The sequence below is a fragment of the Paraplanobispora takensis genome (genome assembly GCF_016863195.1).
Taxonomy (GTDB): domain Bacteria; phylum Actinomycetota; class Actinomycetes; order Streptosporangiales; family Streptosporangiaceae; genus Planobispora; species Planobispora takensis.
In genome coordinates this window covers 1-19,955 of the sequence record NZ_BOOK01000061.1, presented here as the reverse complement: position 1 = coordinate 19,955, position 19,955 = coordinate 1, and the positions used below count along the sequence as shown (strand labels likewise).

At 72.2% G+C, this 19,955-nt stretch carries 19 protein-coding genes and 1 pseudogene; 12 read left to right on the top strand and 8 right to left on the bottom strand.

Annotation, left to right across the window (positions count from 1 at the left end; all coding sequences use genetic code 11):
- The first annotated feature begins 72 nt into the window (after positions 1 to 72).
- Positions 73 to 630 carry a DinB family protein gene (locus tag Pta02_RS34895; RefSeq protein WP_239131473.1) on the top strand — a complete coding sequence of 186 codons (558 nt, stop codon included), beginning with the start codon at positions 73 to 75 and terminating at the stop codon, positions 628 to 630.
- Between the two features lie 100 nt (positions 631 to 730).
- On the opposite strand, the gene Pta02_RS34890 is transcribed toward Pta02_RS34895, so the two are convergent.
- The 3 genes from Pta02_RS34890 to Pta02_RS34880 form a co-directional block, all read right to left on the bottom strand.
- Positions 731 to 1,525 carry an ABC transporter ATP-binding protein gene (locus Pta02_RS34890; protein WP_203879282.1) on the bottom strand — a complete coding sequence of 265 codons (795 nt, stop codon included), beginning with the start codon at positions 1,523 to 1,525 and terminating at the stop codon, positions 731 to 733.
- Positions 1,522 to 2,532: a FecCD family ABC transporter permease gene (locus tag Pta02_RS34885; RefSeq protein WP_203879281.1), complete on the bottom strand. Its 1,011-nt coding sequence runs from the start codon at positions 2,530 to 2,532 to the stop codon at positions 1,522 to 1,524. Before Pta02_RS34885 ends, Pta02_RS34890 begins: the two co-directional genes overlap by 4 nt.
- Before the next feature lie 96 nt (positions 2,533 to 2,628).
- Complete coding sequence (locus tag Pta02_RS34880) at positions 2,629 to 3,708, bottom strand: FecCD family ABC transporter permease (RefSeq protein ID WP_203879280.1); 1,080 nt, start codon at positions 3,706 to 3,708, stop codon at positions 2,629 to 2,631.
- Positions 3,709 to 3,789: 81 nt separating this feature from the next.
- Between Pta02_RS34880 and Pta02_RS34875 the strand changes: the two genes are divergently transcribed.
- Entirely contained in the window at positions 3,790 to 4,812 is a 1,023-nt protein-coding gene (locus Pta02_RS34875; protein ID WP_203879279.1) for an ABC transporter substrate-binding protein, read from the top strand.
- 160 nt (positions 4,813 to 4,972) lie between these two features.
- Here Pta02_RS34875 and Pta02_RS34870 read toward each other — a convergent pair whose 3' ends face one another.
- Both Pta02_RS34870 and Pta02_RS34865 read right to left on the bottom strand, forming a co-directional pair.
- Positions 4,973 to 7,369: a helicase-associated domain-containing protein gene (locus Pta02_RS34870; RefSeq protein WP_203879278.1), complete on the bottom strand. Its 2,397-nt coding sequence runs from the start codon at positions 7,367 to 7,369 to the stop codon at positions 4,973 to 4,975.
- A gap of 381 nt (positions 7,370 to 7,750) precedes the next feature.
- Positions 7,751 to 8,263, bottom strand: coding sequence for an ATP-binding protein (locus Pta02_RS34865; protein WP_239131472.1), 513 nt, complete (start codon positions 8,261 to 8,263; stop codon positions 7,751 to 7,753).
- Positions 8,264 to 8,453: 190 nt separating this feature from the next.
- On the opposite strand from Pta02_RS34865, the gene Pta02_RS34860 reads away from it, so the two are divergent.
- The 4 genes from Pta02_RS34860 (at position 8,454) to Pta02_RS34845 (ending at position 10,781) form a co-directional block, all read left to right on the top strand.
- Positions 8,454 to 9,314: a Sco1979 family transcriptional regulator gene (locus tag Pta02_RS34860; RefSeq protein ID WP_239131471.1), complete on the top strand. Its 861-nt coding sequence runs from the start codon at positions 8,454 to 8,456 to the stop codon at positions 9,312 to 9,314.
- Positions 9,315 to 9,551, top strand: coding sequence for a DUF397 domain-containing protein (locus tag Pta02_RS34855; protein ID WP_203879276.1), 237 nt, complete (start codon positions 9,315 to 9,317; stop codon positions 9,549 to 9,551). It begins immediately after the preceding gene.
- Positions 9,552 to 9,676: 125 nt separating this feature from the next.
- On the top strand, positions 9,677 to 9,937 hold the full coding sequence (locus tag Pta02_RS34850; protein ID WP_239131470.1) for a hypothetical protein: 261 nt from the start codon (positions 9,677 to 9,679) through the stop codon (positions 9,935 to 9,937).
- 73 nt (positions 9,938 to 10,010) lie between these two features.
- Complete coding sequence (locus Pta02_RS34845; RefSeq protein ID WP_203879274.1) at positions 10,011 to 10,781, top strand: hypothetical protein; 771 nt, start codon at positions 10,011 to 10,013, stop codon at positions 10,779 to 10,781.
- A gap of 175 nt (positions 10,782 to 10,956) precedes the next feature.
- On the opposite strand, the gene Pta02_RS34840 is transcribed toward Pta02_RS34845, so the two are convergent.
- The 3 genes from Pta02_RS34840 to Pta02_RS34830 form a co-directional block, all read right to left on the bottom strand.
- On the bottom strand, positions 10,957 to 12,567 hold the full coding sequence (locus tag Pta02_RS34840; protein WP_203879273.1) for a methyl-accepting chemotaxis protein: 1,611 nt from the start codon (positions 12,565 to 12,567) through the stop codon (positions 10,957 to 10,959).
- Between the two features lie 103 nt (positions 12,568 to 12,670).
- Positions 12,671 to 13,252 carry a histidine phosphatase family protein gene (locus Pta02_RS34835; RefSeq protein ID WP_203879272.1) on the bottom strand — a complete coding sequence of 194 codons (582 nt, stop codon included), beginning with the start codon at positions 13,250 to 13,252 and terminating at the stop codon, positions 12,671 to 12,673.
- A 70-nt stretch (positions 13,253 to 13,322) separates the two neighbouring features.
- Positions 13,323 to 14,237 carry a TIGR03621 family F420-dependent LLM class oxidoreductase gene (locus Pta02_RS34830; protein WP_203879271.1) on the bottom strand — a complete coding sequence of 305 codons (915 nt, stop codon included), beginning with the start codon at positions 14,235 to 14,237 and terminating at the stop codon, positions 13,323 to 13,325.
- A gap of 254 nt (positions 14,238 to 14,491) precedes the next feature.
- On the opposite strand from Pta02_RS34830, the gene Pta02_RS34825 reads away from it, so the two are divergent.
- From Pta02_RS34825 to Pta02_RS34800, 6 genes and pseudogenes are all read left to right on the top strand, one after another.
- Positions 14,492 to 15,271: a phytanoyl-CoA dioxygenase family protein gene (locus Pta02_RS34825; RefSeq protein ID WP_203879270.1), complete on the top strand. Its 780-nt coding sequence runs from the start codon at positions 14,492 to 14,494 to the stop codon at positions 15,269 to 15,271.
- The gene (locus Pta02_RS34820; RefSeq protein ID WP_203879269.1) at positions 15,264 to 16,253 is read left to right on the top strand and encodes a phosphotriesterase family protein; all 990 of its coding nucleotides are present in this window, start codon (positions 15,264 to 15,266) and stop codon (positions 16,251 to 16,253) included. Before Pta02_RS34825 ends, Pta02_RS34820 begins: the two co-directional genes overlap by 8 nt.
- 48 nt (positions 16,254 to 16,301) lie before the next feature.
- Positions 16,302 to 17,501 (top strand): cytochrome P450, encoded by a 1,200-nt coding sequence (locus Pta02_RS34815; RefSeq protein ID WP_203879268.1) that lies wholly within the window; start codon positions 16,302 to 16,304, stop codon positions 17,499 to 17,501.
- Positions 17,501 to 18,307, top strand: a complete 807-nt coding sequence (locus tag Pta02_RS34810) for an SDR family NAD(P)-dependent oxidoreductase (protein ID WP_203879267.1) — start codon at positions 17,501 to 17,503, stop codon at positions 18,305 to 18,307. The genes Pta02_RS34815 and Pta02_RS34810 overlap by 1 nt, the downstream gene beginning before the upstream one ends.
- Positions 18,304 to 19,158: a Gfo/Idh/MocA family protein gene (locus Pta02_RS34805; protein ID WP_203879266.1), complete on the top strand. Its 855-nt coding sequence runs from the start codon at positions 18,304 to 18,306 to the stop codon at positions 19,156 to 19,158. The genes Pta02_RS34810 and Pta02_RS34805 overlap by 4 nt, the downstream gene beginning before the upstream one ends.
- Before the next feature lie 326 nt (positions 19,159 to 19,484).
- A pseudogene (locus Pta02_RS34800) lies at positions 19,485 to 19,955 on the top strand (hypothetical protein); the annotation flags it as partial.

Below are 19,955 nucleotides of genomic sequence, written 5' to 3'. Positions count from 1 at the left end.
TGATTGTCGGCACCGGGTGCAAGGATGCTCGACATGACTGCGTCGGAGCCGAAGGCTGATCTTCACCGATACTTGAAGTCCGTCCGCGAAGCCCTGCTGTGGAAACTCGACGGACTCTCGGAGTACGACGTCCGCCGCCCGCTGACTCCGACCGGGACCAACCTGCTGGGGCTGGTCAAGCACCTGGCCGGGATCGAGGCGGGTTACTTCGTCCTCACCTTCGGGCGGCCGTTCCCCGAGCCGATCCCCTCCTGGCCCGTCGAGGACGCCGAGCCCAACGCGGACATGTGGGCGACCGCCGAGCAGTCGCGCGAGGACATCGTCGGTCTCTACCGCCGGGTGTGGGCGTACGCGGACGCGGCGATCGAGGAACTGCCGCTGGAGACGATCGGCCGTGTGCCGTGGTGGCCGGCCGATCGGGCCGAGACGACGCTGCACCGGATCCTGGTGCACGTGATCGCCGAGACCAACCGGCACGCCGGGCACGCCGACATCGTCCGGGAGCTCATCGACGGGGCCGCCGGGCTGCGCCAGGGCAACGACAACCTGACCGGCTTGGGGGACGAGGCCTGGTGGGAGGAGTACCGGGCCCGGCTGGAGCGCGCGGCGCGGGAGGCCGCGGAAGCCTGACCCCGGGCCGGGCGGCGTCTCGCGGGCCGAGACGACGCTGTGGCCGGGGGCGGGGCTGCCGGTCCGGAGCGGGGCCGGGACGTGGATACGGCGGGCCGGGTCAGGCCGGGGTGCGACTGCGGCGGCGGGATTCGGGGATGATCATGGGGGTTCCGCTCTGCGGGTCCTGGATGATCTCGCAGCGCAGATCGAAGACCTCCCGCACCAGCTCGGCGGTGACGATCTCCACCGGGTCGCCCTCGGCCACGATCCGGCCCTCGCGCATCACGATCAGATGGGTGGCGTAGCGACAGGCCTGGTTGAGGTCGTGCAGCACCGCCACCAGCGTCCGGCCCTGCTCGTGCAGGTCGGCGCACAGGTCGAGGACCTCGATCTGGTGGGCGATGTCGAGGAAGGTCGTCGGCTCGTCCAGCAGCAGGATCGAGGTCTCCTGGGCCAGCGCCATGGCCAGCCAGACACGCTGGCGCTGGCCGCCGGACAGCTCGTCGACGCAGCGCTCGGCCAGGTCGGTGACGCCGGTCGCCTCCATGGCGGAGGCCACCGCGACCTCGTCCTGCTTCGACCACTGGCGCATCAGCCGCTGGTGCGGATAGCGGCCCCGGCCGACCAGGTCGGCGACGGTGATGCCGTCGGGCACGATCGAGGTCTGCGGGAGCAGGCCGAGGCGGCGCGCGACCTCCTTGGACGGCAGCGAGGTGATCACGGAACCGTCGAGGTGGACCGCTCCGGCGCGGGGCTTGAGCATGCGGGCCAGCGCGCGCAACGTCGTGGACTTGCCGCACGCGTTCGGCCCGATGATCACGGTGAACGAGCCGTCCGGGATCGTCACGTCCAGCTCGGTCGCGACCACCCGCTGGTCGTAGGAGAGCGTCAGGCCGCTGCCGTACAGTCTCAACGTCGTTCCTTCCGGAGCATGAACACCAGATACGTGCCGCCCAGCGCGGCGGTCATGATTCCCACGGGAAGCTGGACCGGCGCGAACACGCGCTGCGCGGCCAGGTCGGCCGTCACCAGCAGGACCGCGCCCATCAGGGCGGAGGAGGCCATGGTGACGCCGGGGGAGCGGGAGAGCCTCCGGGCGAGCTGGGGGGCGGCCAGCGCGACGAAGATGACCGGACCGGCGGCCGCGGTGGCGACGCCGCACAGCAGCACGCCCACGATGATGGCCGTCGCGCGCACCTTCTCGACCCCGATGCCGGCGGCCTTGGCCGCCTCGTCGCCCATCTCCATCATCCGCAGCGGCCGGGAGACCAGCGCGCAGACCGGCAGGAGCGCCACCAGCGCGCAGGCCACCGGGACGGCGTGCTCCCAGCCGCGCCCGCTCAGGCTGCCGGTGATCCAGGTCCCCGCGGAGGCGGCGTCGTGGATGTTGGCCCGGGTCAGCAGGTACCAGTCGACGGAGACCAGCACCGCGCCGACGCCGATGCCGACGAGGATCAGCCGGTAGCTCTGCACGCCGTTGCGGAAGGCGAGCGCGTAGACCAGCACCGCGCTCGCCACGCAGCCCAGCAGCGAGCCCCCCGCGATCTGCCAGGCGGTGCCGCCCGTGACGACCGCGATGATGCCGCCGGTCGAGGCGCCCGCGGTGAAGCCGAGGAAGTCGGGGCTGCCGAGCGGGTTGCGGGTCAGGCTCTGCAGGATCGCCCCGCTCAGCCCGAACGCGGCTCCCACCAGCAGGCCCGTCACGACCCGGGGGGCGCGCAGCCTGCCGACGATGAGCTCGGCGGCCGGGGTGCCCTGACCGAACACCGACGCCACGATGTCCGGGATGGGGACGGTGAACTCCCCGGTGGACAGGGCGACCAGGCTGACCGCGACGCCCACGACGATCATCCCGGCCGCGGTGGCGACCCCGCGCGGGGACAGCCGCAGGGACCACAGGCCCAGACGGAGGACGGTCATGGGGTCAGGCTCCTTGTCGAGGGCGGTGCGGCAGGAGAGGCCGGGCGGTCGCAGTGCGGCGGGCGGTCGCAGTACGGGTGATCACAGTGCGGGTGATCACAGTGCGGCGAGCCTTCTGCGACGGGCCAGCAGGATGAACAGCGGGGCGCCGATGACGGAGCACATGATGCCGACCTGCACCTCTCCGGGGGCCGCGATCACGCGTCCGGCGATGTCGGAGGCGAGCAGCACGACGGGGGAGAGCACGACGGTGTACGGCAGCAGCCAGCGCTGGTCCGGGCCGGTGAAGGCGCGCACCGCGTGCGGCACGGCCAGGCCGACGAACCAGAGCGGCCCGGCGGCGGCGGTGGCGGCCCCGCACAGCAGGGTGACGGCGACCGCGGTCAGCGCCCGGGTCCGGCCCACGCCGGCGCCCAGGGCGCGTCCCGCGTCGTCGCCGAGGGCCAGCGCGTTGAGCGGACCGGCCATCATCAGGCCGAGAGCCAGCCCCGCGACCAGGAACGGCGCGAGCCGTACGGCGATCTCCGGGGTCGGACCGGCCAGCGAGCCGGTCAACCAGAACCGCATGCGGTCGAAGGTGGCGGTGTCCAGGCGCAGGATCGCCGAGGAGGCGGCGTGGAAGACCATGCCCAGGGCGACGCCCGCCAGCGCCAGCCGTACGGGGCTCGTGCCCGAGCGTCCCGCCGAGCCCAGCGCGTAGACCAGCACGGCCGACAGCGCCGCCCCGGCGAAGGCGAACCAGACGTAGACCGCCGGGTCGGAGACGTCCAGCAGGCCGAGGGCGACGGTCACGCCGAGCGCGGCGCCGTAGTTGACGCCGAGCAGGCCCGGGTCGGCCAGCGGGTTGCGGGTCAGGCTCTGCATGAGCGCCCCGGCCAGGCCGAGCGCCGCGCCCACCCCGAGGCCGAGCAGCGTGCGCGGCACGCGCAGCTCGCGGATCACGGTGTGGTCGGTGGATCCGTCGGGCGCGGTCAGCGCGTCCAGCACGGTGGAGAGGGGGACCGAGCGGGAGCCCACCGCGATGCTGACGAGCACCAGCAGCACCAGCACGCCCACTCCGGCCAGCAGTCCCGCGGTCAGGGCGACCGTGCGTCCCGTGCGTCGCGGCGGCGCTTTGCCGGGCCCCGATTCGGACCCCTGCTCAGGCGCTGTCTCGACCACACCGGCGGGATTCACCCGACCCCCTTTCCTCTAGCTGGTTAGGTAAGGCTAATCTAAAGCTCAATCGATTAGGTAAGCCTATCCTTGGAGAAGGAAATGTCGCTACCCGCCCTGTCCCGGCGAGGGTTCCTGGCCGCCGGTCTCGGTGCCACCCTGCTCACTCTCACCGCGTGCGGACAGGGTGAGCAGACGGCCGCCCCCGCCGGGAGCGGCGCGTCCTCCTCCGCCCCGGCCGCCGGTCCGTGGAGCTTCACCGACGACCGCGGCAAGAAGCTCGACCTGCCCAAGCGTCCCGAGCGGATCGTGGCGCAGATCGGCGCCGCCGCCGTGCTGTGGGACTTCGGCGTGCGGCCGATCGCGGTCTTCGGCCCGCACAAGCTGCAGGACGGCTCCAAGGATCCCCAGATCGGCGCCGTCGACCTCGGCCAGGTCGAGACGCTCGGCAACGTCTGGGACGAGTTCAACGTCGAGAAGTACATCTCGCTCCAGCCCGAGCTGCTGGTCAGCGGCATGTACAACGGCAACACCCTCTGGTACGTCCCGGAGAAGTCCACCGCCACCATCGAGCAGGCCGCGCCCACCCTCGGCGTCAAGCTGTACGGCCGGTCGATCCCCGAGCTGATCGCCAAGTACGGCGAGGTGGCCGCGTCGCTGGGCGCCGACCTGAACGCCCCCGCCGTGACCGGGGCGAAGGCCGAGTTCGAGGCGGCCTCCAAGGCGCTGGTCACCCCCGAGGCCAAGCAGCTGAAGATCCTGGTCATGGCCGGCGGTCCGGAGTCGCTGTGGGTCGCCCACTTCAAGGACCACATCGACGTGGGGTACATGAAGGAGCTGGGCCTGGACGTCGTCGTCCCCGACAAGGTCGACGAGGCCGGCTACTGGGAGACCCTGAGCTGGGAGAACGCCGACAAGTACGAGGCCGACGTGATCCTCGCCGACGCCCGCGCGCAGTCCATGAAGGTCGAGGAGATGATGAAGAAGCCGACCTTCGCCAAGCTCCCCGCGGTCAAGGCCGGGCAGGTCTACCCCTGGCGGGCCGAGCAGCGCTACAGCTACCAGGGCTACGCCGAGATGCTGAAGGAGCTCTCGGCCAACCTCGCCAAGGCGAAGAAGCTGTGACGCCGTAACGGCATCGGCCACCGCTCGGCGTACGGCGGCGCCGGAAGGGCACGCGCCACCTCACGCCGCATCGGCGCCGCGGGAAAGCCCGCGAGCGGGTGACCGGGTACGGGGCCCGTGAGCGGGCGGCGCCGGGGATCCGGCTGTTCAGGGGGGCGGGTCAGGCGTAGGCGCCGCGGACCTCCACGATGTCGGCCAGCGGGAACTCCAGATAGTCGCCGGCCTCCTCGCACCAGGCGTCGAGCACGCCGCTGCGCAGCTCGCCGTGGCTGATGGTGGCGGTCAGGCCGTCGGCCAGGGTGATGCCGGCCCGGACGCCCCGGTCGACCACGAAGCCGAGCAGGGACTGCTGGGCGGTGGGCAGCCGGGGGGCCATCCGGCCGATCACGGCCCAGGTGCGCCCGGTGGACTGCGGGCCCGCGCCCCCGGCGGTGAACAGCCGCCGGGCGTGCTCGCGGGGGTCGGGCGGCGGCTCCACCAGCACGTGGGCGGGCGGGTCCAGCTCGGCCACCTGCCCGCCGGGCAGCAGGATCAGCCGGCCGCCCGCAGGCTCCTCGACGCGGGCGCGGCGGACGGTGACCTCGCCGGTGTCCTGGACCTGCACCGGGGCGTAGCCGTTCTCGCGCAGCGCGGCGAGGGTCTTTCCGGCGGGCATCGCGCTGGCCAGCACGGTCGGCGCGAGCAGCCGCAGGCCCAGCCGGCTCAGCCGCCGGTGCGTGGCGATCTCGGCCAGCAGCGCCGGGTCGGAGGCCTGCACGATGCAGGCGACCGTGCTGACCGTGACCTCGCCGTGCCGCCTGGCCACGTCGTGCACCAGATAGTCCAGGGGCTGCGGGATCGTGCCGACCTCCGCCAGGTCGGCCAGCAGGGCGTCGGCGGTGTAGCCCGAATCCAGGGCGGCGCGCACGCTCGCCGGGCTGAAGCGCCAGACCGAGGCCGAGCCGCGCGACTCGCGGTCGGCGGCCCGATCCAGCAGCTCGGCCAGCTCCGCCGAGGGCGGGCCGGTCACCACCGCGGTCAGGTCGGCGCCGAACAGGGCGCTGCGCCGTACGCTCGCCAGGGCCCGGGTCGAGCACTCGATCAGGGCGGGGTCGTGCTCGACGAGCGGGGAGGAGTCGTCGCTCTCGTCGCCGGCCTCGGCCTCCAGGGCGGCCAGCGCGCGGCCCAGGTCGGTGATCGCCTCATGGGCCACCAGGCCCAGCAGCCGGGCCTCCTCCAGCACCGCCGGCGCGCACTCGGCCAGCAGCGCCCGGTCCAGCAGCGGGGCGTGCCAGTGGGCCAGGCGGACCAGTCCGGCGCGGTCGGCGCAGGCCGTGCTGGCCGGGAGCCGGGCCAGCACGCCGAGCACCGCGCGGCGCACCCGGGCCACCGCGGTCCCGGCGGGGTCGTCGCCCAGCACCGTGCCGTACTTGCCGCCGGTCCTGCGCAGCGACGAGCGCTCCATCCGCCACCAGGCCGCCAGCAGGACCCGGAGCCGGGCCGCGGCGTCGTCCAGCCGCCAGCGGTCGAACCGGTCGGTGGGCACCAGGCCGCCGGCCTGCTCGTCCCAGGCCAGCAGCCGGGCCACCGCGCAGACCTCCAGCAGCAACCGGGTCTCGTCCTCGTCGCAGCCGGTCTCCCTGGCCACCCGCCGCACTTCGCGCACTCCCACCCCGCCGGCCTTCAGCAGCGGGAGCGGGGCCTTGGAGGTGTTGTCGAGCATCGCGGCGCAGCGCTCGACCACGTGCGGGGCGGCCAGCGTCATCAGGTGGTCCACGCTCTCGGGGTCCACCGGGAGGGTGGCCAGGTCGGGCGGGACGGGGCTGAAGGGCGGGCGGTAGCCGGGGCCGCGCAGCGCGAGCGCGACCTCGCGGGGCATCTCGGCCACGTTCCAGCTGGGCCGGAAGATCAGGCCGTGGTCGGCGGCCCACTTCTCCGGCGTGCCCGGCACGACGAACCGGCCGCCGTCGACGTCGCGGACCGGGCCGTCCCAGGTGAAGTCCTCCAGCAGCCGCCCTGCGCCGGCCGGGGCCCGCTCCAGAAGGGCGGCCGTCCGGGCGGGGTCGGACAGGATCTCGCAGATCCCGGCGACCATGCGCCGCTTGGGTCCCGGCGGCAGGCCGAGCGAGCCCGCCAGCGTGCGCAGGGCGTCGGCGCTGGTCGTCCAGGAGTTCAGATAGTGGGCCAGCGGTTCGCCCAGTCCGCAGGGAGCCGTCCACCAGCGGCCGAGCGCGGCGACGACGTGGACGTTCCCCTCGCTGTCCGGCCAGGCCAGCGCGTGCTCGAACAGCACTTCCAGCCAGGGGGCCACCTCGGCCTCCGGCACGCCGAAGAAGGCCGCCAGGGCCTGCGCGTCGACCCGGTCTCCCAGGGCCAGCGCGGCCTCCGCGATCTCCAGGGCCGGCAGCGGCAGGCCGCGCAGGACCTCCATCACGGCGAAACCGTTGCCCAGTCGCTGCGCCAGGGTGTCCATGCGGCGCGGCCACGGTGGGGCGATGGCGTCCAGTCTGTTGGCCAGAACTCGGGCGAGCCGTTCTTCGTCGAGGGTTTTCAACCAGCCGAGCAGGTGATCGTCCATCTCGCAGCTCTCTTAGGAATGGTGCGCGGGGAAGTCGTCTCCCTGTGTGGTCTTCTCTTCGGGACGGTCGGGATGTGGCCGCCGCCCGCCTCGGCCGAGGACGGGCGGGAAGCCGCTCTCTTCAGGGAGCGGAGGGGTCGCAGACCTCAAAGGTAATGCAGAGGGGATGCCCGGGTCAGGCACCGCGCGGAATGCGCCGGATTCCGTGGGAGGACCGGAACCCGTCACGTGGTGTGACCGGCCCCGGCCCGACGGCGGGGGGAGCGTCGGGGCCGGGGCCGGCGGGCGCCAGTTGAGGGGAAGAGGCGGCGCCTTCTCGGGATGGCTCGGATCTCTCGGTGAGAGTGGGGGTGCGGGACCCGCGGGGCGGCCCGTGCGGGTTCAGGGCCGCAGGACGGCCCAGACGATTTTGCCGTACGGGGCCAGCGGCGCCCAGCCCCAGCGGGCGCTGAGCGATTCGACGATGTGCAGTCCCAGCCCGCCGACCTCCATGGGTGAGGGGTCGCGGAGGGTGGGGGATCCGGCGCCGGGGTCGTTGAGCGCGCACGTCACCAGGGTGCCCCGGCGGATCAGGGAGAGCCGGACCGGTTCTCCGACGTGCGAGCGGGCCAGCCGGAGGCCGTGCCTGATGGCGTTGGTGGCCAGCTCGGAGACGACCAGCTCCATGTTCTCGCTCAGTTCGTCGAGTCGCCAGCCGGTCAGCGTCCCGAGCGCGAAGCTGCGCGCGGAGTGCACGGACTCGGTGTGCGGGGGGAGGACGAACGTGGCGCTGGCTGGGGACGACACGGTTCCCGGCAGCAGGTCCCGGGCGGCGTCAGGCCACCAGCCGACGGGGGGCCACCAGTCGAGCGCCGTCCACGCGGGGCGTGGGGGCGCGGTTTGGGCGGACTGCACGGGATCATCATGAGACAAACTCATGTGCAGGTGCAAGAGCGAATGCACGTGCATCGGGTCCGTGCAGGCGCTACGGTACCCCTGGATTCGCTCACTCGGAGGAAAGGGGATCTTGTCCTTAGCCGGGAAATTTCCGGTTGTGAAGTGACAGACTGTCGATCAGGAAGCGAGCAAGGAGCACCACGTGTCCATGGACCCTCCGGGTACCGGTTCCACCGTCCGGCGCATCATGCTCGGCGCGAGTCTTCGCCGCCTGCGTGAGGAGAAGGGGCTCACCAGAGAGGTCGCCGGATTCCACATCCGGGCCTCCGAGTCCAAGATCAGCCGGATGGAACTGGGCCGTGTGGGTTTCAAGACGCGGGACGTGGAGGACCTGCTCACCCTGTATGGCGTGCTCGACAACGCGGAACGGCGCAGCCTGCTGGAGATGGTCCGCGAGGCGAACACCCCGGGCTGGTGGCACAAGTACGGCGATCTCCTGCCGAACTGGTTCGCCACCTACGTGGGGCTGGAGGAGGCGGCGAACTTGATCCGCACCTATGAGGTGCAGTTCGTCCCTGGCCTGCTCCAGACGTTCTCCTACGCGCGCACCGTGATCCGGCTCGGCTACCCGGACGTGCCCGACGCGGAGATCGAGCGCCGTGTGCATATGCGCATGCAACGGCAGGACCGCCTGACGAAGAAGGACGGCCAGCGACTGTGGGCGGTCATCGACGAGGCGGCACTGAGACGGCCGATCGGGGGCAGGGACATCATGCGGGAGCAGATCCAGCACCTGCTGGAGGCCTCCGCTCTGCCCAACATCACTCTCCAGGTGATGCCGTTCAAGTTCGGCATGCATGCGGCCGAGGGTGGCGCGTTCAGCATCCTCAGATTTCCGGAGTCCGACCTGTCGGACGTCGTTTACGTCGAGCAGCTCTGGGGGGCCCTCTACCTGGACAAACGTGAGGACATCGATCCATACCTCACGGCCATGGAGCAGTTGTGCGTGGAGAGCACGACACCCGGAGGGACCACCGAGTTACTCGGCGCCCTTCTCAGAGAGATCTAAATGGAGCAGACCTATAACGGCATGCCCGCCACGGACCTGGCCGGGGCCGACTGGCGAAAGAGCCGCTACAGCAACTCGACGGGCAACTGCGTCGAGCTCGCCGAACTGCCGGACGGCAGCGTGGCGGTCCGCAACTCCCGGTTCCCCGACGGCCCGGCCCTGATCTACACCCGCGACGAGATCCGCGCGCTGGTGCTCGGGGTCAAGGACGGGGAGTTCGACAGCCTGACGGCGTAACGCCGTTTTTTACCTCCGGCGCGTGTGGTTAACCTGCACGCGCCGGTCGTGTAACGGGGAGCGGGGGACAGGCGGGCAGAGTTCGACCCATACCGAAAGAGGGGGATCGAACCATGCTCGACCAGATGACCTTGTATCCCGTGGCCGACGACGAGCTTCTCGCGCCGGGCGGCCGCGTCGTGATCCGCACCTACGGAGTCGGGTCGGCGGCCGCCGGCGGCGGTGCGGCGCTCGGGGTGTCCTACCGCACCTGGGTCACCGGGGTCCGTGACCAGCCGCGCTACTGGAGCTGGGGTCACTTCGAGGACGCCCGCCAGGGTCACCGCATGGTGGTCGAGTGGCTGACCGGACGCGGCCCGCGGCCCGGGCCGGCGCAGGCCGCGTGATCGGCGGCCTGTACGGCCCGCGCCTCCTGGGCTAGTGTGCCGACCAAGCATTCGCTTGGTAAGGGAGGACTCCATGCGGCGTGGGATCTACCTGGTCGAGGAAGTCGACTTCCGGCCGATGAACTCGCGCAGGCCGCTGGAGTACCTGACCTGGCTCACCCGCTACAAGAAGGAGGACGAGACCCTCGACAGCCCGGAGCTGACGGAGGGGTTGTCGATCAGGTCACGCGAGATCGACCTCGTCGGGGCCTTCTACGCCGTCGGCATCACGGGCCACCCGCAGTTCCGGGCGGTCACGCTCTGGGACTGCCACGGCGGCTGGGACGGCGGCTGGCGGCAGATGATGAACATCTACGACGGCGTCGACGACAGGCTGTTCCTGTCCGACATCGACGATCTGCGCTTCTCCGCCTTCTCCCGCCCGCTCGGCGCGGTCCGCGGCAGCCCGGCCCTGGCCGACATCACAGCCGAGGGCTACGCCGCGCCGTTCTATCTCTTCGAGAGCGCCCGGGTGCGCCCCGGCGCCGCCCTGGACTATCTCGACGCGGTCCGCGAGGAGCGCGCACCCGTGCTCGCCGACCACGGCCACCGGCCGATCGGCCTGTACGAGGTCCTGTTCTGCGACACCGAGGTCGTCACCGTCTGGGGCATGTCCCTCGACTCGCATCTGGCGATGCAGCGGGCGCGGGACGCGGCCCTCGGGCTCGACGACGAGGTCGAGCCCGATGAGCGCCTGCTCGCCTGGGGCAGACGGGCCCGCGACTTCCTGGACGGGCCCTGGCGGGAGACCCTGCTGGCGCCCTTCCCCGGCTCCCGCCTGTCCCCGGTCACAGGCCCGGTCTGACAGCCCCGGTCTGACAGGCCCGGTCCGGCAGTCCCGGCCCGGAGCCGCGCCCGCCGTGGCGGACGCGGCTCCCGGTTCTGACGGTTCGGACGGCTCGGGCAGTTCAGACGGCTCGGGCAGTTCGGACGGCTCGGGCAGCTCTGACGCTTCTGACGGCTCCGGCGGCTCCGGCGGCTCAGACGGTGAACTGGGCGACGACGCCGTGCAGTTCGGTGGCCAGCCGGCCGAGCTCGTCGGCGGTGCGGCGGGACTCGGCGGCCCCCGAGGTGGTGTTCTCCGACTCGGAGGCGACCTCGGTGATGCCCATCGCGATCTCACCGGCGCCGACGGCGGCCTCGGAGATGTTGCGGCTCATCTCCCCGGAGGTGGCGCTCTGCTCCTCGACGGCGGCGGCGATGGTGGTGGAGTGCTCGCTGACGGTCGTGATGACCTCGCTGATGCCGGCGATGGCCGCGATGGCCGCGTCGGTGTCGGCCTGGATGGCCTCCACCCGCCGGGCGATGTCCTCGGTGGCCCGGGCCGTCTCCTGGGCCAGGTCCTTGACCTCGCCCGCGACGACTGCGAAGCCCTTGCCCTGCTCGCCCGCGCGGGCGGCCTCGATGGTGGCGTTCAGCGCCAGCAGGTTGGTCTGCTCGGCGATCGAGGTGATGGTCTTGATCACACTGCCGATCTCCGCGCTGGAGGTGCCCAGCTTGGCCACGGTCTCGCCGGCGCCGCGCACGGCCCCGACGCCGGCGTCGGCCACCCGGGCGGCCTGGCTGACGCTGCTGGAGATCTCCGAGATGGAGGCGCTCATCTCCTCGCTCGCCGCGGCGATCGTCTGCACGTTGGCCGAGACCTGCTCGGCGGTGGCGGCGACCTGGCCGGAGCGCGCGGAGGTGCGGGAGGCGGCGGTGTCCATCTGCCCGGAGACGGCGGTCAGCTCCTGGGAGGCCTCGGACAGCGTCGTGCTCTGCCGGCTGATCCTGGAGAAGGACTCGCGCAGCACCTGCAGGGTCTCGTCCAGGGCGCGGGCCATGTCGCCCAGCTCGTCACGGCGGGAGGTGTCGACGCGCACGGTCAGGTCCTTGCCTGCGACCCTGCGCAGGATCCCCACGGTCGCGCTCAGCGGCCGGGTGATGGTCCGGGTGACCAGCAGCGCCAGGGCGGCGGCCAGCAGCAGGCACAGCGCGCCGGCGCCCAGCATCACGCGCAGGGAACCGCTGCCGGAGGTGCGCGCGTCGGCGGCCGTCGCGGTGAGGATGCCGACGGACTCGCTGGCCAGCTCGTCGACGGCCCCGGCGGCCTTGGCGAAGTGCTCCAGCGCCTCACCCGAGACCAGTTCGCCCGCCTTCGCGAGCTGGGCGGGCGTGCCCTCGCGGTAGGCGGCGATGATCTGGCCGTCGACGCGCATGAACTCCTCGAACGCCTCCTCGGCCGTCCGCAGGTCCTCCCGCTGGGAGGGGGTCAGCTCCATGCCCTCAAGCTTGTCCAGGTCCTGGCGGAAGGCCGCGGTGGACTCCAGGAAGCTCTTGCGCTGGCCGGTGCCGTCGTCGGTGGCGCCAGGCACGCCGCGCAGGGCGTCAAGGGCGTAGCCGGTCTGCCAGCCGGCGAAGTCGGCGGTGCGGAACTTGGCGGTCAGCGCCGCCCCGCGCACCGCGGCGTCGGCGTCCATCCGCTCGACCGCGTCACTCGCGGAGGAGATGCCCGCCACGCCCACGCCCACCGCCGCGCACAACAGCACGCCCACCGCTGCGAACGCGCCGCCCAGGCGCACACCGACCTTCAGGTCGTTCAACTTCTTCATGTCCGGTCAGCCTCTTTCTCAGATACCGCCGCGGGCCCATCCCGCATCACTGACCGGAATATCGACATGATCGCGTTCGAGTTGAGTGCCCGGGCCGGCGCGATCAGATCGGGGCGTTCCAGGTGAGGATCACCTGCTGGCCGTGCTCGAAGCCGAGACGGGAGTAGGTGCCGGTGTCGAGACGGAAGAAGCGGCCCTCCTCGGGTGGCTGGCCGAGCCAGCGGGCCGCCAGGATCCGCAGGAAGTGGCCGTGGGCGACCAGCGCGACATCGCCCTCCGCGGCCCTCGCGCGGGCGATGACCCGGTCGGCGCGCTCGGCGACCTGCGCGGCGCTCTCGCCGGGGTGGCCGGCGTCGCCGGGGATGACGCCGTCGCGCCAGAGGTACCAGCCGGCCCGGGTCTCGCGGATCGCCGCGGTGGTGATCCCCTCGTAGCCGCCGTAGTCCCACTCCCACATGTCGGGATCGACCTCGCAGCCGGTCAGCCCGGCCAGCTCGGCCGTCCGGCGGGCCCGCAGGGCGGGGCTGACCAGGACGAGGTCCAGCGCCCTGTCCTTGACGAGGGGGGCCAGCGCCCGCGCCTCGTCCTCGCCCCTGGGGGTGAGGGGCAGGTCGGTGCGTCCGGTGTGCCGCCTGTCCCGGCTCCACTCGGTCTCGCCGTGCCGAAGCAGAATCATCTCGTTCATGGTGCACCCATCATGCCCGTACGGCTCCCGCCGGCCCGATGGCGCCCCCTGAGTGCCGCCCCGTCGCGGCTCAGCGTCCCGCGAGCTCCTCCACGACCGGGGTGAAGGCGTCCAGGTCGTCCTCGTGGTGCAGGACGAAGTAGGACAGGTCGTGGGTGTCGCGCCAGTGGCGGAGCTTGTCCACGGCGTCCGCGCGGGTGCCGGGCAGCACCTGGGGGGTCTCGTCCTGCCGCGAGGGGTCGGCGGCGCTCCACGACGCGCCCCGCCCGCGCCCGCCCAGCCGCAGGACGCTGGTGCCGAGCTCGATCGCGCCGTAGCGGTCCCCGGCGGCCCGCCGTACCACGTCGATCTTGGCCAGGAAGGCGTCCAGGCCGCCGTCCGCGCCGTCGGGGCCGGAGCCGTCCGCCCTGACCCGCATGGTCAGGTTGATCACATCGGCCTCGCGGGCGGCGAGGCGCAGCACGCGCGGCCCGCCGCCGCCGAGCATCAGCCGCGGGCCGGGCCGCTGGACCGGCTTGGGCCGCTGGTCCAGCCCGTCGATCCGGTAGTGCTCGCCGTGGAAGGTGAACGGGCCTTCGCCCCACAGCCCCTTGAGGACCGTGATCGCCTCGGTGAGCCGGTCCACCCGGGTCCCCGGCGGATCGAGCGCCAGTCCGGCGGCGCCGTAGTCGGCGGCCATCCAGCCGGTGCCCAGGCCCAGCTCCAGGCGCCCCTCCGACAGCAGGTCGACGGTGGCGGCCTCCTTGGCCAGCACGGCCGGATGGCGGAAGTCGTTGGCGAACACCAGGGTGCCGACCCGCAGCCGGCCGGTCGCGCACGCCGCCGCGGTCATCGCCGCGACGGGCGCGAAGCGCGATCCCACCAGATGGTCGGGAACCAGGAGCACATCGAAGCCGGACTCCTCCAACCGGCGGGCCTTGCGGGCCCATTCCCGGCCCGAGGCGGCCTCCCTCACCACGGCGGCGAACCTGAACGGCCGGTCCATCACGTCCCCCTTAACCTATCAAGCGCTTGGTAAGTATAGGGTGAACGGCCCCGGCCGCCCAGGGACGACCGCCCGCAGGCGGCTCATGGTGCGGACAACGGGGCCTTCCCCAGGGCTGCGGAGGGTTTCCCCCGGGTCCGGCGTGACCCCTCTCGGGGGCCGGTGCGACCCTCGCCGGGGCCGCGGACGGGGATTCCCCGAGGGTGTATACCAAGCGCTTGCTTTATAAGGGGTTCCGGTCCGACACTGAGCCCATGGCTGACGACACCCCGGTCCGCGACGTGACCGACGACGAGGTCGCCTTCTTCGAACACAACGGCTGGGTGCGGCTGCCGCGCCTGCTCGGCCCCGGCCACGTGGCCGTCCTGCGGGAGCGGGCGCTGGAACATCTGGCCGGGCGCTCCCGCGCGGTGACCACCAAGGTGGACCAGGCCTTCGGTCAGTCCAGGGACGTCGCCGAGACCGACGGGCACTTCCGGAGGGTGGCCCTGGCCCCCCAGCTCGGACGGGCGGCCACCCGGCTGCTGCGCGGCGTGGCCGGGGTGCGCGTGCAGGTGACGAACCTGCTGGTCAAGGAGGGCGGAGGAGGGCACGGGGCCACCGAGTTCCACCAGGACTTCCCGTGGATGCCGATGGACCGCTCGGCGATGCTCACCTTCTGGCTCGCCCTGGTGGACGTGCCCGCCGACATGGGCTCCCTGCGGTTCTACAGCGGTTCGCACCGGTACGGCGTGCTCGGCCGCTCCTTCACCCGCGACGGCGACGACCAGCTCACCCAGCACCCCTGGCTCAAGGAACTGGAGCCGTCCCCGCCGCTCGACCTGGCCGCCGGGGACGCGACCGTGCACCACGCGCTGACCGTGCACGGCGCCCCCGCCAACCGCCGCGACACTCCCCGCGTGTCCTTCACCGTCACCTACTTCGACGCCGAGGCCCTCTACACCGGCACGCCGTACCGGCAGACCGACGATCTGGGCCTGACCGTCAACCGGCCGTTCGAGCACCCGAAGTTCCCGGTCGTCCCCCATGCCTGAGCGGAACGCGAACGTCGAGACCGTTGCCGGGCCCGTGGCCGACCTGGGCGCGACCCTCATGCACGAGCACGTCTTCGGGCTCAGCCCGGAGATCCTGTGGAACTGGCCGGACATCCCCGAGGGCTGGGACCTGGAGCTGCGGGCCCGCGAGGCCGCCGACAAGCTGACCGAGCTGAAGGATCACGGCATCGACACCATCGTGGACCTGACCGTGATCGGACTCGGCCGCTACGTGCCCGCGGTCCAGCGGGTGGCCGAGCTGACCGAGGTCAACATCGTCGTCGCCACCGGGCTCTACACCTACGACGCGCTCCCGCCGTACTTCGGCAACCGCGGCCCCGGCTCGCTGTTCGGCGGCCCCGACAGGCTGGCCGAGTTCTTCGTCCGGGACATCGCCGAGGGCATCGGCGACACCGGCGTGAAGGCGGGCATCCTCAAGTGCGCCTCCGACCACCTGGGCATGACCGCCGGCTGCGAGCGGGTCTTCCGCGCCGTCGCCCAGGCGCACCGGGCCACCGGCGTGCCGATCACCACCCACTCCCACAGCGCCTCACGCGGCGGCCTGGAGCAGCAGAAGCTCCTGGCCTCGGAGGGAGTGGACCCGGGCCGGGTGGTGATCGGCCACGCCGGCGACTCCACCGACCTGGCCTACCTGGAAGAGCTGATCGCGAACGGCTCCTACCTGGGCATGGACCGCTTCGGCATCAACACCATCAGCTCCTTCGAGGACCGGGTGGCGACGGTGGCGGCCATGTGCGAGCGGGGACACGCCGGCCGCATGGTCCTGTCCCACGACTCCTACTGCTTCAACGACCGCTTCGACCCCGAGGTGGTACGGCGCCGCCACCCCGACTACCACCTGCTGCACATCTCCCGGGACGTGCTCCCCGAGCTGCGCAGGCGGGGCGTCACCGAGGAGCAGATCCACCGGATGCTCGTCGTCAACCCCCGCGACATCCTCACCCGGCGCGAGCCGTACTGAAGCCGTACCGAGACACGAGAGCCGTACCGAGCCCGGGAGGTCTTTTCCATGATCGACGCTGATGACTTCGACGTCGGCGCGGCCTGGCACGTCGCCGCGCCGTACGACTTCCTGCGCCGCCTCCGCCACGAGCGGCCGGTCTTCCGCAGCGAGCACCTGGGCGCGCACGTCCTGACCCGGTACGCCGACGTGCGCGCCGCCTACGGCGACTCCGGGCGCTTCTCCTCCGAGGGGTCGCTGACGATCTCCCGGAGCCTGTCCGAGGAGACCCGGCTCAAGCTGGGCGAGCACGGCTCCTTCCTGTCGAGCTTCGTGGCCAACGTCGACCCGCCCGTGCACACCCGGCTGCGCCGCTCGGTGTCGCGGGCCTTCACCCCGCGCGCGGTCTCGGCGATGGAGCAGCGGTTCCGGCAGCTGAACGAGGACCTGCTCGACCGGGTGGCCCCGCGCGGGGCGGCGGACTTCGTCGCCGAGATCGCGCACGAGCCCTCGGCCAAGCTCACCGCCCGCTTCATCGGCGTGCCCGAGGAGGACGAGGAGTTCGTCAAGGAGCACGTGAAGGGCTGGTTCCAGCTGTTCCTGTCGCCGCAGCCGCCCGACCGGCAGCTCGTGCTGGCCGAGAGCTTCCTGGCCTACCTCGACTACGTGGACCGGCTCGTCGCCTCCCGCGCCCGGGACCCGCGCGACGACTTCACCTCGCTGATGACCTCCCTGATCGGCGAGGAGCTGTCGCACCGCGAGGTCGTCGAGCTGATCTCCACGATCCTGCTCGGCGGCAACGACACGGTGCCCAACCAGCTCGGCAACAGCGCGCTGCGGCTGCTGCGCGAGGGGATCTGGCCGGTGCCGCCGGAGCTGACCCGCAACGCGGTCGAGGAGTGCATGCGCATCGACGGCGCCAGCCTCGGCTCCTTCCGCTACGCCACCTCCGACATCGAGCTGCACGGGACGACGATCCCGGCGGGGTCGCTGTGCCTGCTGTCCACCGACTCCGCCGCCCACGACGAGACCGTCTTCGACGACCCCGAGAGTTTCCGGATCGACCGCCCCAACGCCGACGCCCACATGACCCTCGGCTACGGCATCCACTTCTGCGTGGGCGCCGCCCTGGGCCGCCTGCAGCTCCGCACCGCCCTCGACATCCTGGGCGAGCGCCTGCCCCGGCTCCGGCTCGTCCCCGGGCAGGAGGTCTCCTACCGCACGTCGATCGTCGGCCGCGGCCTGACCGCACTGCCGGTGGAGTGGTGATGCGCTTCGACGGGAAGGTCGCCCTGGTCACCGGCGCGGGCTCGGGGATCGGCGCGGCCACCGCGCGCAGGCTGGCCGCCGAGGGGGCCTGCGTCGGCGTCGCCGACCTGCGGCTCGCGGGCGCGCGGGCGGTCGCCTCGGCGATCAGGTCCGCCGGCGGTACGGCGTGCGCGCTCCACTGCGACGTCTCGGAGGAGAAGGCGGTCGAGGACGCCGTCGCCGAGCTGGTGGCCTCGTTCGGCCGGCTGGACGTGGTGCACTCCAACGCGGCCTGCCTGGACCGCGACGTCTACGGCAGGGACGGGGACCTGCTCGACATGGACGTGGCGGTCTGGGACCGGACGATGGCGGTCAACCTGCGCGGCGCGATGCTCATGGTCAAGCACACGGTCCCGGCCATGACCGGCGGCGGCGCGATCGTGGTCACCTCCTCGGTGTCCGCCCTGGTGGGCGACGCCGACCACGCCGCCTACGGAGCCTCCAAGGCGGCGCTGACGGGCTTGGTCCGCTACGTCGCCACGATGTACGGCTCCCGCGGCGTCCGGTGCAACGCGGTGGCCCCCGGGCTGGTGATGACGGACCTGGCGCGGGCCGTGATGACACCGGAACGGCTGGCGGAGAAGGCCGCGGAACGCGTCCTGCCGTGGGCGGCCGACCCGGACGACGTGGCGGCGCTGGTGGCCTTCCTGGCCTCGGAGGAGGCACGCTGCGTCACCGGCCAGACGATCGTCGTCGACGGCGGCACCACCGCGCACCGCCCGGAACACGCGATCAGGTCCTGGGCCCGTGAGAAGCTGGAGATGTGACGGTATCTGTGGGCCTGGTCGGTGCCGGGCCGTGGGCGGAGATGGTGCACGCGCCGATGCTGGCGGCCGGGCCGTACGCACGGCTGGCGGGAGTGTGGGCCCGGCGGCCCGAGGCCGCGGCCAGGCTGGGCGCACCGGTCTTCGAGAAGATCGAGGAGCTCTTCGACGCCTGTGAGGCCGTGCTCTTCTCGGTGCCGCCCGCCGTACAGGCCGAGCTCGGCGTCCTGGCCGCCAAGGCGGGCAAGGCCCTGCTGCTGGAGAAGCCGCTCGCGGCCGACCTGGACGGCGCCAGGCGCCTGGCCGACGCCGTCGGGGAGGCGGGCGTGGTCTCCCAGATGTGCCTGACATGGCGTTACTCGGCCGCGGTCCGGGCGTTCCTGGCGCGGGTGTCGGCGGTCGAGCCGTTCGGCGGGCACGCGGCCAACGTCTCCGGGGCCATGCTCGGCGGCCACTTCGCCACTCCGTGGCGCCTGGAGCGCGGCGCGATCCTCGACGTCGGCCCGCACATGATCGACATGCTGGACGCAGCGCTCGGCCCGGTCACCGGGGTGCGCGCGCATGGCAACCCGACCGGCTGGGTCGGGCTGCTGCTGGAGCACGAGACCGGCGCGGTCAGCGAGGCCTCGCTGTGCCTGAGCGCCCCGGGGCAGACCCCGCCTCCCCACGTGGACGTCTACGGCAGGCTCGGCCGGGAGTCCGTCGACGGGAGCGCGATCGGTCCCGAGGCCTTCTCCACGATGATCGCCGAGTTCGCCACGACCGTGCGCGGCGGTGGCGGCCACCCGCTCGACGCCGCGCACGGCCTGCGCCTGCAGGAGATCATCGCCTCCGCCGAGGCGCAGCTCGGCTGAGTCCCGGGGTAGGCGAGGGGTACGGCGGCGCGGCCGTACCCCGGCTTCCGGGTGGGTGAGAAAAGAATTCAGCGCATTTCCTGTGGGGGCAGTGGTGGCAGTGGTGGCAGTGGTGGCGCTCAAGTTATGACATGGGCGTTTTTATAAGGCGAGTAGGGCCTTCACCAAGGTTGGCGAAAACGCGCCGCGTCTTCCCCGGCGTGGCCGACGGTGATCGACAACATTGACGTCGTCAAGCCAGGCCAAGGCCGGACACTTTTCGGCATCGGTATTGGCCCGTACTCGTTTTCGGTTCTCCAGTGAGTGCCGCCATATCAGAGGAAACCATGAAGAAGGTCGTATACCGCCTGACTGTATCTGTGGCCGGGTGCTTAGTTCTTGGTGTTTCCCTGCCCTCGACCGCCAGCGCCACCACAGGCGGCGGGTCCTCCTCCGGATCGGCTACGGTCTCGGAGGGGAAGCACGGTTCTCATGGAGGGTCCCCCTCCCCGCTCTGCCCCTGCCCCGAGGGCGGGAAGAGCGTCGACGCCTCCGACCTGATCGACAGCGTGATGAAGCATGCGCTCGAAAAGACGAAGCGCAGCGTCGAACCCCCTTCCTCCTCCACGTCTTCGTCAACGAAGGAATGCCCGCCGGGCGAGCAGAAGCCCGAAGAGCAGAAGCCGGGCGGGGAGACCCCGGGTGGGGAGGCCCCGGGCGAAGAGGCGCCCGGTGGCGAGACCCCCGGTGAGGAGACCCCGGGCGAAGAGACGCCTGGCGGGGAGACTCCTGGGGAGGAGACGCCCGGTGGCGAGACC

What these genes read in the sequence shown, in the direction of transcription:
- Pta02_RS34850 (WP_239131470.1), top strand. Translation starts at nt 9,677, where the DNA reads ATGACCTTGTATCCCGTGGCCGACGACGAGCTTCTCGCGCCGGGCGGC.
- Pta02_RS34860 (WP_239131471.1), top strand. Translation starts at nt 8,454, where the DNA reads ATGGACCCTCCGGGTACCGGTTCCACCGTCCGGCGCATCATGCTCGGC.
- Pta02_RS34810 (WP_203879267.1), top strand. Translation starts at nt 17,501, where the DNA reads ATGCGCTTCGACGGGAAGGTCGCCCTGGTCACCGGCGCGGGCTCGGGG.
- Pta02_RS34820 (WP_203879269.1), top strand. Translation starts at nt 15,264, where the DNA reads ATGCCTGAGCGGAACGCGAACGTCGAGACCGTTGCCGGGCCCGTGGCC.
- Pta02_RS34840 (WP_203879273.1), bottom strand. Translation starts at nt 12,567, where the DNA reads ATGAAGAAGTTGAACGACCTGAAGGTCGGTGTGCGCCTGGGCGGCGCG.
- Pta02_RS34835 (WP_203879272.1), bottom strand. Translation starts at nt 13,252, where the DNA reads ATGAACGAGATGATTCTGCTTCGGCACGGCGAGACCGAGTGGAGCCGG.
- Pta02_RS34875 (WP_203879279.1), top strand. Translation starts at nt 3,790, where the DNA reads ATGTCGCTACCCGCCCTGTCCCGGCGAGGGTTCCTGGCCGCCGGTCTC.
- Pta02_RS34885 (WP_203879281.1), bottom strand. Translation starts at nt 2,532, where the DNA reads ATGACCGTCCTCCGTCTGGGCCTGTGGTCCCTGCGGCTGTCCCCGCGC.
- Pta02_RS34815 (WP_203879268.1), top strand. Translation starts at nt 16,302, where the DNA reads ATGATCGACGCTGATGACTTCGACGTCGGCGCGGCCTGGCACGTCGCC.
- Pta02_RS34845 (WP_203879274.1), top strand. Translation starts at nt 10,011, where the DNA reads ATGCGGCGTGGGATCTACCTGGTCGAGGAAGTCGACTTCCGGCCGATG.
- Pta02_RS34870 (WP_203879278.1), bottom strand. Translation starts at nt 7,369, where the DNA reads ATGGACGATCACCTGCTCGGCTGGTTGAAAACCCTCGACGAAGAACGG.
- Pta02_RS34825 (WP_203879270.1), top strand. Translation starts at nt 14,492, where the DNA reads ATGGCTGACGACACCCCGGTCCGCGACGTGACCGACGACGAGGTCGCC.
- Pta02_RS34830 (WP_203879271.1), bottom strand. Translation starts at nt 14,237, where the DNA reads ATGGACCGGCCGTTCAGGTTCGCCGCCGTGGTGAGGGAGGCCGCCTCG.
- Pta02_RS34855 (WP_203879276.1), top strand. Translation starts at nt 9,315, where the DNA reads ATGGAGCAGACCTATAACGGCATGCCCGCCACGGACCTGGCCGGGGCC.